This is a genomic window from Nocardia sp. NPDC049190 (assembly GCF_040648115.1).
Lineage (GTDB): Bacteria > Actinomycetota > Actinomycetes > Mycobacteriales > Mycobacteriaceae > Nocardia.
This window is the reverse complement of sequence record NZ_JBEZDE010000057.1, coordinates 1-12,502: the sequence shown is the minus strand read 5'-3', so window position 1 is coordinate 12,502 and position 12,502 is coordinate 1. Positions and strand designations below refer to the sequence as shown.

The following is a 12,502-nucleotide window of genomic DNA, read 5'->3' as shown; positions in this document are numbered from 1 at the left end:
AGATCACGGCTCATTTCACCTGGATTGATCGACCGCGTTGCGGGCCCATCGCCACAGCGCGGCGGTGAGTGCGAGCGCGGCCAGAGCGCCTGCTGGGAGGATGATCGTGGCGGGGGCCATGGCGTATCCGGGCAGGGCAGCGACCGGCCATAGCGGCGGGAGTGGCGCCAGTATCCAGGCCCATGCAGGGCCGAGCGTCCAGGCGGCCACTGGTACCAGGGTGAACAGTGCCCCTGCCACTTTGGCGAGGGCGAGCGCGCGGACGCGGTTGGCGACCGCTGCGGTGACGATCAGTACGAATGCGGGGGCCAGTGTGGTGGCGAGAAGTGCGGCGCCCGTCAGCCGCCAGGCCGGGCCGTCGGCGAGCCCGCTGAGCGGTAGGGCTGCTACCAGGCCGATCGCGGTGAGAGCGGCGGCGGTCGCGGCGCGGTAGGCGAGGTAACGGCCGATGCCCAGCGGGGAAGTGCTGAGCAGCGTAACCGCGCCTTGTTCGCGGTCCTCGGCGGTGCGTAGTGCCACCATCCCACCCACCATCAGCGGCACGTGGAGTAGGACCAATGCCGCGAGTAGCACCGGGTGTAGCCGGTCGAGGTCCAAGCCGGTGTGTATGACGACAGGCGCGTCATCCAACAGCGGCAGGCCGTACCGCAGGCCGAGGGCGGTGAGGGCCGGCCCGGCGAGCACGGCCCAGGTGATCGGGTCGCCCGCGGCGCCGATGAGATCGATGCGGGCGAGGGTGCGCAGCGGCGACCCTGAGGGCCACAGCTTTGTCCTCGTAGGGTGCGGTCGGCGCCGAGTGCGGCGGTCGGGCGTTTCCAGCGTGCTGGCGCGGGCCAGTGCCCACCGTGCCAGCGCGCACGCCCCCGCAGCGGATACGGCGGCGTACCCGGCTAGGGCCGCGACCGTCGCCCCGGATAGCGGCGCTGCGGCGGGGTTCAGTCCCCAGAGGACGAGTGCGTGTGCAGCCGAAGTCGGTGCGGCGTACAGCAGCGGGTTCTCGGTCAGGCCGGTGGCGACTACCAGCGCCGGAACCAGCATTGGCCCGAGCGCCACCGGGACGGCGGCCACGACGTCGGACAGGCTGTGGGCACGGGCACATGCGGCCAGAGACAGCGCGCACAACAGGACGGTGAGCAGGGCGGTTCCCGCGGCGGCAGTAGCTACCCCGGCGACCGGCCCGGCCGGGCGTGCAGCCAGCGTGATGGGAACCGTCGACGCTGTAGACAACAGGGTGAGGACGGACAGCCGTGCGGCCACGTACTCGCCTGCGCCGAGGGGGCTGACCCGCAGCGCGGCCCACGCCCCACTGGTGCGTTCACCCAGCAGGAGGAAGACGGCGAACAGCACACCGAACCCGGCGGTGTCGAGGAACAGGATCAGGCTTGCGAAGGGGCGTGCCAGATGTGCCGGGAGGAAGGCGGCAGCGCCCGCCCACAAGGCGGCCAGCGTTGCGGCGAGCAGCGGCACACGCAGGCGCAACTGGACGCGCCACTCCAGGGCAAGAGCCGCGCGCGGGCGGTGCAGCATCGTTGTGGTGGTCACCGCTGCGCCTCGGGTTCAGCGAGTCCGGATCGGTGTCCGGTGACAGCGGCGAAGACATCGTCCAGGGCGGCCTCGCGGCTGTGGACGGTCTCTATCGCTCCCGGCACGAGCGCGGCCAAGGCTTCCAAGGGCAGCTGGCGCTGCTCGAGGTGGCCGTTGCGGCGATACTCGACGAGCATGTCGGGGTGGCCGTGGGCGATTTTGAGGCTGCGCGGAGTGTCCACGGCGGCTATGCGACCGTCGACCACGAAGGCCACCCGGTCGCACACCCGGTCGGCGGTAGCCATGTCGTGTGTCGTGACAAGCACGGTCGCGCCGGCCTGGGCACGGTGACGCAGGACGGCGCGGATGCGTTCGGCGCGGACCGGGTCCAGCCCCGAGGTGGGTTCGTCCACCAGCAGCAGTTCAGGGCGGTTGATCAGGGCGCGTGCGAGGTTGAGCCGGATCAGCATGCCCTTGGAGAACTCGGCGGTCGGCCGGTCCGCGGCTGCGGCCAGATCCACCGAATTCAGTATCGCGTCCGGGTCCTCGGTAGGGCCGCGGTAGAACGCGGCGAAGGCACTGAGGTCCTCGCGGGCGGTGAGCCCGGGCAGCCTGGCGGGCAGTTCGAAACCCACACCGATCCGCTCGAAGAAATCGCGGTCCCGCCCCTGCCCCACCGGCCGACCGAGGATGTGAACCGTGCCGGAGAAGCGACGCAACTGGCGGGTCAGAACCCTATGCACGGTGGTTTTGCCTGCCCCGGACGGACCGAGGAAGCCGAAAACTTCGCCACGGTCGACGGTGAAACTCATATCGCGCACGGCCGGGGCCTCGGCACCTGGATAGGTGACGGTGAGGTGGCTGACCTCGATCGCCGGCTCAGGCACGGCAGTTCCGCTCGAGGACGGCGAAGGCAGCATCAACGGTGGCGGCGAGATCGGCGCCGTCATCCTCGGCCCAAGCGGTGACCGCCGTGGCCAGAGCGGCCGCGCAGGCAGCGGCAGTCACTTGCAAGGCCAAGGGAACCGGGCCGGACCCGTCGCCGCGCAGAACTTCTTCGAGCAGGCGCTGGGTGGACGCCTGGCTCTCCCACTGGCGAGCACGCAAAGCCGCTGCGGAAAGCATCAGCCGGGTGCGCTCGCGAACGACGACCATCTCATGCTCATCCAAGAGCGTCAGAGCTTCGGCGATACCACGGCGGACCCGCTCGACCGGGTCGGCCTCGCCACGAGCGGCGACGAATCGGACAATCAGGGGATCGTAGTTGTCGCTGATGACCACGTCCTCCTTGGTGGGGAAATACCGGAAGAAAGTGGTGTGCGAAACCCCCGCCTCGGCAGCGATGCGCTCCACAGTGACGCCGTCGTAGCCATGCTCAGCGAATAGACGCAGAGCAGCCTGTTGAATTGCCTCGCGGGTGCGGGCGCGCTTGGCGGCCCGCCAGTCGGTTCCCATCCAACCTCCAACATGTTATTGACTAACATATTAGTAACTAACGTCATGACGGGACAAGGCAACAATGGCGCGCACACTCGCCGCACCGCACCCGCCTGGGTAGCTGCTGCGCCCGTTCGACGAGGACCCGGGCGGCTGCTCCGGTCTGGGACGGATCTTTCCGCCCCGGTTGCCGCTCGGCGATCACGTCATCCACGAGCTGGACATGCGCATCCACGACGCGCTGCGTGATCGATTGTGCGTGCGGCACGGAGGCAACCCGGCCCCGAAGGCCTCGATCATCGACTCCCCGTCAATTCAAGGTTCAGACGGCGTGCGCCGCGGCCCCGCGGCTACGACGCGTCCACGATGAAGACCACCGGCCGCGAACGCCACATCGCCGTCATGTCACGCCGCCTCGCCCGCACCTGACTCAGTTCTCAGACACGTTCTGAGCTCAGATCGCGCGCAGAGGCCGGGAACCGCGCCTGCAACTAGGTCAAGAAAGCTGTCACCTGTGAGACCGCCTCGACCGGATGTTGTGCGTGTATCGCTGCGCCGATCTCGTCGAATTGCCAGCCGTTGCTGGAGCGGACGAGTTTGCCCATGACCAGGCCGGTGTGTGAACCGCCGCCGCCGAGGTCGTAGCGGGTGATCTCGGTGCCGGACATGCCGTCGATTACGCGGCAGAAGGCGTTTTCGATCTGCTGGAAGGTTTGGCCCGAGTAGCACGTGACGATGAAGACCACGGTGGTGATCTGGGGTGCTAATCGGGTGAGGTCGACGGTGATGATTTCGTTGTCGCCCTTGCCTTCACCGGTCGTGCTGTCGCCGAGATGGCGTACCGAGCTGTCGGTCGAGTTGAGCTGTTGATGGTAGACGACATCGACGAGGCGATCCTCGGCGAACAACAGCGCTGAGGCATTGAGGTCGATGTCCTTGCTTCGTCGGCCGAACCAGCGCCGCTGCTCGACCGGGTCCCATCCGAGAGCCATACGGACGTAGTCGAGTCCCGCTCCACTGTCATCGCGCAATGTTACGAACATGGGTTACCCCCTACTTTCTTTCGTCGACCGAGGGCACTGATGTGCTGTTCCGCCGAATCATGGCCGGTGTCCCACTCAGGGACGTCGTGTTTCCGATAACCGCACGCGTTCCACCACAATGCAATGCGATCAGCAGCCGGAAGAAGCTGCCGGTTCCGATGGGGTCAGCTGAATACGAAGTAGCGCAACCACAGATATGGTGCGGCAACCGCGATCGTGATCGCGGTGACTATCGCGCCTTTGCGGGTGAACTCCCAGAACGACACCGGTGTCTCGGCGCGTGCCGCGATGCCGAGCATGACGACGTTGGCGCTGGCGCCGACCGCGGTCAGGTTGCCGCCGAAATCCGCCCCCAGGGTCAGTGACCACCACAGCGCATCAGCGTGGACGGGGTTGTCGATGGTGCCGGTGAGGTCGGCGACCAGCGGGCTCATCGTCGCCACGTACGGGATGTTGTCGATGATGCCTGACAGCAGCGCTGACACCAGCAGGATCAGCATCACCGCCACGAGGGCGTTACCGCCGGTGGCGTCGGTCGCCCACTGCGCCATCGTTTCCACCACGCCGGTCTCGACGAGAGCGCCGACCATGACGAACAGCCCGGCGAAGAACAGCAACGTCTCCCACTCGACCCCGGAGAGGTACTGCTCGGACTCGACCCCGGAGATGAGCACCAGCACACCGGCGCCGAGCAGCGCCACCACCGACGGATCGATATGCACCACGGAGTGGGCGATGAATGCGGTGAACACGGCGAACAACACGACACCGCATTTGATCAGCAGACCCCGATCCTGGATCGTTTCGCGCTCGTCGAGGGCCATCACATCGGCGATCCGGCTGGGGTCGGCGTCGAACGAGCCACGGAACAGCAGCGGCAGGATCAGGGTGAACACCGCCAGCTCGAGCACCACGATCGGGGCCATGTGCACAAGGAAATCGTTGAACGTCAAGCCGCTTCGGCTGGCAACGATGATATTCGGCGGGTCACCGATCAGTGTCGCGGCACCGCCGATGTTGGATGCCAGCACTTCCGCGATGAGGAACGGCACCGGCCGGATCCCGAGTCGGTCGCACACCAGCAGGGTGACTGGGGCGATGAGTAGGACGGTGGTGACGTTGTCCAGGAAGGCCGACGCCACTGCCGTGATCAGCGTCAGCAGGATCATGATCCGCACCGGAGATCCTTTGGCGCGCTTGGCTGCCCAGATCGCGGTGTATTCGAATACGCCGGTCTGGCGCAGGATCCCGACGATGACCATCATCCCGAACAGCAGCAGGATGACATCCCAGTCGACACCGGTGTCGTGGGAGAAGAACGCCTGTCCCGAGTCGAGCACACCCAGCACGAGGACCACTGCGGCGCCGCCCAGCGCGGCCTTGGTCTTGTGGATCCGTTCGGTCGCGATCAGCAGATACGCCACCACGAACGTGACGACGGCAACCCCGGTCATCGCGGATCACCCGAGTTGCCGCCGACGGTCAGGTGGCGAGTGTGACCTGCAGCAGGCGGGACGCGGTGATCACTCCGATCATCCGAGTCCCCTCGACCACCGCGACGAGCGGACACCGGCAACGGGCCATCAACGCGGCAACCTCCACCACGGTGTCGTCGGCTCGGGCGACCGGCAGTACCGACTTCGTTTTCGGCTCCGGCAGCAGTTCGCCGACGGTCTTTCCGCGCAAGGTATCCGCGATTCGATCGGCTACCGGCTCCGAGAGCACCCCGGCCAGCGACGGGTCGTCCTGCACATACCGTGGCACGAGGAACCGCACTACCTGGGAGGCGGGCAATACGGCACGGGGTGCCGAGTCGCCATCGGTCACCACAATGCCCGGCAGCCGATGCTCGGCCAGAAGCTTCGCCGCCTCCAAGGCATCGGAATTTACCGTCACCGACGGATAGTCCTCGGCGATCTGACTTGCATGCACACCAGCACGATACGACCTGCGTGGGCGCCGCTGCCATGTATCTGCCCGCGTTGACCGGAATTGTGTGTATAGACATCGTCAAAGACGACACTCGTATGCGCGCCATGCAGCTTCCCATCGCCAGACCGCCCGACCCGCGACCGAGCCGGGTATGCCGACCAGACTTCCCGGCGCACCACCCGTAAAGATGCCGTAAATGCCAACGGGAGGCAAACCGCGCCACCCCGCGACGGCACGAGCATCCACCGCGTCGGCCTCACCGCGACTCCGAGCGCGGACGATCGACCAACAGCAGTGTGATCGCGTGCCTGGTTGAACTCGTCGTCGAAAGCGGATATCGGGGCCTTGCATGGGCCGCCAGCGCCGAATACACCGATGCCGGTCACTTCGCAACTCGTGCGTACGCACTCGTCGGGGACGGGCTCGAGTCAGTGCGCGGCGCAGATCGGCGCGGTGGAATCCCAGCAGCGGGACCATTGCTCGAGACGACGATCGACGGACCCCGAGGCGAGCGCCGAGTCTCGAGAGATGAGGGATTGAGGGCTGACAGATCGAGGGTGCCGCTGCCATGCGGCACCTCGACTGCTCAGGAGGTGAGGTCGCGGCGGTTGAACCGAGTCAGGCCCGCGATCACCAAGATCGCCGAGATGGCGAACAGGATGGCGGCGTCGACCCATTGGATTCCGTTCCGCAACGGTTCCCCGCCGATGTAGTAGTGGAACGGCGACAAATACTCGAGCCACTCGGCGCCGATGACGCCGCCGAGGCTGTGGGCGGCGTAGGTGAGCACACCGATCGCTGCGGCGCTGGCGAGGACCAGTCCGCGCCGACCGGTTGCCGCACCGAGGCCGATCGCCAGCGCACCGAAGGTGATCGCCAGCAGTGTCAGGTTGAGGCATTGCGCCGCGAACTCGCCGACGCTGATCGAGTCGAGGTCAGCGGAGGAGCGGATCGCCAGCATGCCGAGCAAGACCAGCAACCCGATCGCGGTGGCGCCGGTCACCAGGGCGGCGAAGCGTTGCAGTGCGAGCCGGGTTCGGCTGATCGGATACGCCAGCAGAAGGTCGAGGTATCCGGATTCCTCGTCGCCGGCGATAGCGCGTGCGCCGAAGGTGACGCCGAAAATCATCGCCAGCAGCGGTAGCAGCAGCCCGAAGACACTGGAGCCGAGATACCCTGCGGCTGAGGACATATCGTCGAGACGCAGCGCCTCCCGCATCGCTTCCGGATAGTTCTGCACGGTATCGGCCATGCCGCCGCTCGATACCTGGGGATAGAACCCGGCATACATCAGCCCGACTGCGGTGATCCCGGCCGACCAGGCGATCAGGGGTCGGCGGTTGTCGGAGATGGTCTGGGTGTAGATGTCAGGCAGCATCGGATTCTCCGGTGTAGTAGCCGTGGAACAGGTCTTCGAGCGCGGGTTCGGTGACCGACAGCGCGACAACATGGTGCGCCACCACCGCCCGCAGCAGTTCGTCCGGGCTCCCGGCGACCTGACAGCGCAGGGTTGTGCCATCCATACGGACGTCGGTCACGTTCGTCAGCGCGGTGAATTCGACGATGCTGACCGGCTCGGTGAAGGTGATCTCCACATCGCGAACGGCGTTGGTGCGCAGCCCTGACACCGTGTTCAAGGCGACCAATCTGCCGTCCCGGATGATCGCGACCCGGTCGGCGACTGCCTCGACCTCGCTCATGATGTGGCTGGACATGAACACCGTCTGCCCGTGCGCGGCCGCCTCAGCGGTCAGCTCGAGGAAGGTCTGCTGACCGAGCGGGTCCAGGCCCGAGGTCGGCTCGTCCAGGATGAGCAGTTCGGGGGAATGCATGAACGCCTGGACCAGGCCGAGCTTCTGGCGGTTGCCCTTGGACAGGCTCTCGACCTGAGCGTTCTGATCCAATTCGAGTCGCTCGCAGAGTGCATCGATCCGGTCGGCGGCGACTCCGCCGCGTAGAGCGTCCAGGAATCGCAGCGTGGCGCCGACGCTCCGCCGGCCTGGTACGACGAAATCCCCGGCGAGATAACCGATCCGCGTGTGCAACTGCACCGCGTCTTCTCGAGGGTCGAGGCCCAGTACGCGAGCACTGCCACTGGTCGGTCGAATCAGGTCCAGCAGCAACCGGATGGTTGTCGACTTGCCTGCCCCGTTCGGGCCCAGGTAGCCGAACACTTCACCTCGGCGGACCTCCAGAGACAGCTCGACCAGACCGCGGGCGGAGCCGTAGGTCTTGCTGAGCCCTTGAAGCTCAATCACGTTCACCATGAGTCGAATGTACTGAACTTTCAGATATCTGTAAATACTCTGAACTGATGGAGGTTTGCTACGGTTTTGGGTGTGGGTACCAATGAGCGATTGCGGGCCGCCGCGGAGAAGCTGGCCTTGACCTTGTCCGACGGGGGAGGGATGCAGCGGTCCACGGCTCGGGTGATGACGGCGTTGCTCTACACCGAGCAGGACACGATGACCGCCGCGGATTTGTGCGAGGAATTGTCGATCAGTTCCGGTGCGGTCTCCACCGCCATCAAACAGCTCATCCCGGTCGGCCTGATCGAACGAGTCCCCGCACCGGGCAGTCGGCGCGACCATTACAGATTTCGCGGAGGCGCTTGGGCGGCATTGATGTCGCAGCAGAACACGATGCTGGCCACCATGCGCGACGCCGCCCAGGAAGGTATCGATGCGACCGGCGAGGACACGGTCACCGCGCGCCGTATGCACGAGATGCAGGACTTCTACACCTACATGACCAACGAGTTGGTCCCTCTCATCGATCGCTGGCGCGAGCAGTACGCCGTCGAACACGACTGACAGGCCATTGTTGACTCGCAACAGCCAGTACGCCGTACTGCACGCACGTCGGCGGCGGCCTGATCACGCGCAACGAGACGGTGTAGAACACCGCGCGATGAACCTCTACCGCCTTCAGTAGCTCGGCTGCACCATTCCGCAGCAGGCGGACGCGGGCTGGATAACACTCATCGCCGAGCTGCTGCCCGCCCACGCCTGAACCGGATGCCTCGGCGCTGTGGCCGAGGCATCCGCCAACCCTAACGGCCAACCTCTCAGCCGAGAGGTGGTGAGGACGGTGGTGAGGACGTCAGCGCCTCGGCCAGCACGGCGGGGTCGACGTGATGGCCTTGCCCCGGCAACGTTTTACGCGTCAGTTCTGGTATCACGGCGGCGAGCAGGTCCGCAGCTTGCAGGATGTAATCGGCGCTGGTGGTGCCGGTGATTACCGTGGTCGGCGCGGTGATCGCGGAGTAGCGGTCCACCGTCGGGTCCATATCGGCGAGCACCCGCAGCGTCGCAGCGAGGGTCGGGGCCTGAGCTACTTTGAACCACCACAACGGATCCCCGCGTAGTGCGGCGAGCTCTGCCGATGAGAACCCTCCAGCGGTGACCGACGCCCGCAGGATCAGGTGCTCGTACTCGCCTGCCGCCAACGCCGCGTCGACCGCGGCGATGTCGGGTACCGGGTAGGTGATGGGCAGGGGTGGTTCGTAGACGGCGAGTGCTGGGATGCGCTCAGGGGCGGTGAGCGCGGTTTCCAAGGCCAGGACTGCGCCGTAGGAGTAGCCGAACAACACCTCGATCGGACCGACCGCGTCGATGACGGCGAGGATATCGGCGATCTCGTGTGTGATGCCGGGTGCCGATCGTGGGGGCCCGGAGGTGCCGTGTCCGCGGCAGTTCATGGCCACGACCGTGTAGCTCTCGGCGAGCTGCCCGGCCAGCGGCAGCATGCTCACCGCGCTGCCCAAGCCACCGTGCACAGTGAGGATTACCGGTCCAGTGCCCCGGCTCAGGTAGGTGATCTGGGTGCCGTCATCGGAGACCACCCGCCCACCACGCACAAACGTATCCGCGCTCGCGCCCAGGGATGCCGTCATCGTGCTTGTTCCGGGAGGCGAGTCGCAGCGGGCTCGAGATGGCGGACTACGTAGGCCGCGTCGCGGCCGACGCCCCGCAGCGAGTTCGACGACGGAGTGCGCTGCCACTCCAGACCCAGGTATCCCAGACCCGGGTGGGTGGTGGACACCCCGTGGCGGTGGCGAGGCGCACCGGCATCGGTGAGCGCGCCGATCCCGGCCAGATACGGCAGGTGTGGCTTATAGCCTGTCGCGAGGATGATCGCATCCGCCTGGGTGCGGGTGCCGTCCGGCCACACCACACTGTCGTGCTCGAAAAGGGTGAACATCGGTTTACGCGGGGGTTTCCCGGTGGCCAGGGCGGTGCGGTAGCGCCCGCCGTCGAGCACCGGCTGGGTCGGCGCCTGCTTCACCAGCCGGCCGAGCGGGGCGGCATCGAACCCCGTGATCGTGAACCAGAAATGCACGTCCCGCCCTAGTGGGCGCTGCGGCACGAACTTCACCGGCTCCCGGCTGGCCAGGATCACCTCGGCGTGGGCTGCCAGCTCGGCGGCGATCTGCACCGCGGAGTTGCCCGCGCCGACCACGATCACCCGCCGCCCGGCGAACTCGCCCGGGGTGCTGTAGTCGCTGGCGTGCAGGATCTGCCCACCGAATTCGTTCTGGCCCGGCAGGATCGGTAGATACGGGGATCCGAACGACCCGGTCGCGGCGATCACCCGCGCAGCGGTGAATACCGCACCGGTCGCGGCGGTGACCGCGAATCTACCGTTGTGGGTGACGGTCTCGACGGGGGTGTGGGTGTGGATATCGGTGTCCAGGCCGGCGGCGTAGGAGCGTAGGTAGTCGACGACCTCGTCGCGGTGCGGATACCGGTCCGGATCACCAGGGAACCGCCGCCCGGGTAGAGCGCTGTATCGGGCGGGGGAGAACAGGGTGAGGCTGTCGTAGTAGCGCGGCCACGACCCGGCCGCCTCACCTGCGGCTTCCAGGATCGCGGTCCGATGCCCGCCGCGGGCCAGGTGGTGGGCGGCTGCGAGGCCGGACTGCCCCCCGCCGATGACCAGGGCGTCGTATTCGTATTCAGATGTCACAGTGGGTCTTTCTTCGATGAAATGACGGTTTGCGTGGCGAATACCGCCGCCACAGTGCTGAGGACGGCCAGGACGAGATAGGCGTGGGCGTAGCTGCCGGCCCACGCCGACAACACGGTGCCCGCCCACGGAGCGAGAGCAGAGACAATGACCACCGGCGCGGACAGCAGCCCGTTGAGGCGTCCGTAATGGGTCGCACCCCACCGGTCGGTGATCGCGGTGGCCTGGATCAACGTGAAGATGCCCCGCACCAGCCCGGCACCGATCGACACCGCGATCAGCACCACGACTCCAGTGACGACGCCCAGTAACGCGGTGGTGGCCGCGAGCGCGACCAGAACCACGATCGTGCGGACGGTGAGGCGGGTGTACCGCGCCAGCGGCAGATATCCGATGCGGCCCAGCGCCTGACCCGCCCCGCCCAACCCCAACGCGAGCGCGGCCAGACTCGGGGAAAAGCCGCGTTCCTGCATCAGCGCCACCAGGTTGAACACTCCTGCGAAACTGACGAACGCGGCCAGACACAGCGTCACCACCAACGCGGCGAACCCGGGGCTGCGCGCGATGCCGATGTGATCGGCATGCGCCGGCTCGGCCGGAGCAGGAGCAGGCGGCCACGGCCCACGCAACCCGGCCCAATGCGTAGGGACGGTCAGTACAGCCAGCGCCACCGCAAGCACCAGATACGTTGCGCGCCAGCCGGTGTGCTCATCGAGCGCAGCAGTGACCGGGGCGAACACGGTACTGGCCAGCCCACCGGCAAGGGTGAGGATCATCAGTGCGGTTACCCGGTCGGCACCCCACCATCGGGTCAACGCCGCGAACGCCGACGGATACAACACCGCCCCCATCCCGGCGCCGGCCGCCACCCAGCCGCCGTAGAACACCCACAGATTCGGTGCGACCGCGACCACCAATAGCGCAACAACGGCGACGACCGAACCGACGGTCATCACCAGCCGCGGCCCGATCCGGTCCAGTACCCGCCCGACCGGGATACCGGTGAGCGCGGTCGCGAGTTGGCCGAACGAGAACGCCGCGGTGATCACCGGCGCCGACCAGCCGGTATCGCGGGTGATTGACACCGACAACACCGGAAACGCGTAATACAAGATCCCCCAACTAGAGATCTGGGTCAGGCACAGCACCGCCAGCACCCGGCGGCGCCCCGCCCGCGGCAATCCGATTGCCGCGGGCGCGGTATCGACATCACTCACTCCAGGGCCCGAGCGCTACCGGGCGGCCGGTGCGCAGCACGCGACCCCGGTCCCCGACTCGGGCTCAATTTCGCCGCGACCGTCGGTGCCGCAGCAGGCCTGCACCGCCTCCCTGTCACTCACCCCGGTCGGTTCCGGGGCGGTGCCGAAGTGCTCGGTATCGGCCAGCACCGTGTAGACCTCCCACCGCTCCGCGTTCGGGCCGGTGACCCACACTTTGTCCTGGGTCGCGAAGCAACACGTCGTCGCGATCTGCTCCTCGGTGAACAAACCGGCTTGTGACAGTCGCGCGATCTCGGCATGCACCTTCTCCGACGAATCCACCTCCACCCCGAGGTGATTCACGCTACCGCCGTGGCCGGGATTCTCGATGAGCACCAG

The 12,502-nt window shown here is 66.8% G+C and carries 13 protein-coding genes; 1 reads left to right on the top strand and 12 read right to left on the bottom strand.

The annotated features are described in order from the left end of the window. Positions 1–15: 15 nt before the first annotated feature. The 8 genes from AB0B25_RS29460 to AB0B25_RS29425 all read right to left on the bottom strand — a co-directional run bounded on the left by AB0B25_RS29460 (position 16) and on the right by AB0B25_RS29425 (position 8,203). Positions 16–1,542: a hypothetical protein gene (locus AB0B25_RS29460; RefSeq protein WP_357186302.1), complete on the bottom strand. Its 1,527-nt coding sequence runs from the start codon at positions 1,540–1,542 to the stop codon at positions 16–18. Then, positions 1,539–2,444: an ABC transporter ATP-binding protein gene (locus AB0B25_RS29455; RefSeq protein ID WP_357186340.1), complete on the bottom strand. Its 906-nt coding sequence runs from the start codon at positions 2,442–2,444 to the stop codon at positions 1,539–1,541. Before AB0B25_RS29455 ends, AB0B25_RS29460 begins: the two co-directional genes overlap by 4 nt. Beyond that, positions 2,404–2,979 carry a TetR family transcriptional regulator gene (locus AB0B25_RS29450; protein WP_357186299.1) on the bottom strand — a complete coding sequence of 192 codons (576 nt, stop codon included), beginning with the start codon at positions 2,977–2,979 and terminating at the stop codon, positions 2,404–2,406. Before AB0B25_RS29450 ends, AB0B25_RS29455 begins: the two co-directional genes overlap by 41 nt. Before the next feature lie 473 nt (positions 2,980–3,452). Further along, the gene (locus AB0B25_RS29445) at positions 3,453–4,004 is read right to left on the bottom strand and encodes a TerD family protein (RefSeq protein WP_357186297.1); all 552 of its coding nucleotides are present in this window, start codon (positions 4,002–4,004) and stop codon (positions 3,453–3,455) included. A gap of 164 nt (positions 4,005–4,168) precedes the next feature. Further along, complete coding sequence (locus tag AB0B25_RS29440) at positions 4,169–5,458, bottom strand: ArsB/NhaD family transporter (RefSeq protein WP_357186295.1); 1,290 nt, start codon at positions 5,456–5,458, stop codon at positions 4,169–4,171. A 28-nt stretch (positions 5,459–5,486) separates the two neighbouring features. Further along, the gene (locus AB0B25_RS29435; protein ID WP_357186293.1) at positions 5,487–5,936 is read right to left on the bottom strand and encodes a CBS domain-containing protein; all 450 of its coding nucleotides are present in this window, start codon (positions 5,934–5,936) and stop codon (positions 5,487–5,489) included. A 586-nt stretch (positions 5,937–6,522) separates the two neighbouring features. Then, a complete protein-coding gene (locus AB0B25_RS29430; protein WP_357186290.1) occupies positions 6,523–7,314 on the bottom strand; it encodes an ABC transporter permease subunit in 792 nt (263 codons plus the stop codon). After that, positions 7,304–8,203 (bottom strand): ABC transporter ATP-binding protein, encoded by a 900-nt coding sequence (locus tag AB0B25_RS29425; protein ID WP_357186287.1) that lies wholly within the window; start codon positions 8,201–8,203, stop codon positions 7,304–7,306. The genes AB0B25_RS29430 and AB0B25_RS29425 overlap by 11 nt, the downstream gene beginning before the upstream one ends. A gap of 90 nt (positions 8,204–8,293) precedes the next feature. On the opposite strand from AB0B25_RS29425, the gene AB0B25_RS29420 reads away from it, so the two are divergent. Beyond that, complete coding sequence (locus AB0B25_RS29420) at positions 8,294–8,749, top strand: MarR family transcriptional regulator (RefSeq protein ID WP_357186337.1); 456 nt, start codon at positions 8,294–8,296, stop codon at positions 8,747–8,749. 254 nt (positions 8,750–9,003) lie between these two features. Here the strand turns inward: AB0B25_RS29420 and AB0B25_RS29415 are convergent, their stop codons facing one another. The 4 genes from AB0B25_RS29415 to AB0B25_RS29400 all read right to left on the bottom strand — a co-directional run. Further along, a complete protein-coding gene (locus AB0B25_RS29415; RefSeq protein WP_357186284.1) occupies positions 9,004–9,831 on the bottom strand; it encodes an alpha/beta hydrolase in 828 nt (275 codons plus the stop codon). After that, positions 9,828–10,904, bottom strand: coding sequence for an NAD(P)/FAD-dependent oxidoreductase (locus AB0B25_RS29410; protein WP_357186281.1), 1,077 nt, complete (start codon positions 10,902–10,904; stop codon positions 9,828–9,830). Before AB0B25_RS29410 ends, AB0B25_RS29415 begins: the two co-directional genes overlap by 4 nt. Then, positions 10,901–12,121 carry an MFS transporter gene (locus AB0B25_RS29405; protein WP_357186278.1) on the bottom strand — a complete coding sequence of 407 codons (1,221 nt, stop codon included), beginning with the start codon at positions 12,119–12,121 and terminating at the stop codon, positions 10,901–10,903. Before AB0B25_RS29405 ends, AB0B25_RS29410 begins: the two co-directional genes overlap by 4 nt. Before the next feature lie 15 nt (positions 12,122–12,136). Then, positions 12,137–12,502, bottom strand: a 366-nt coding sequence (locus tag AB0B25_RS29400) for an ArsI/CadI family heavy metal resistance metalloenzyme (protein WP_357186275.1), incomplete at its 5' end; no start/stop codon positions are given.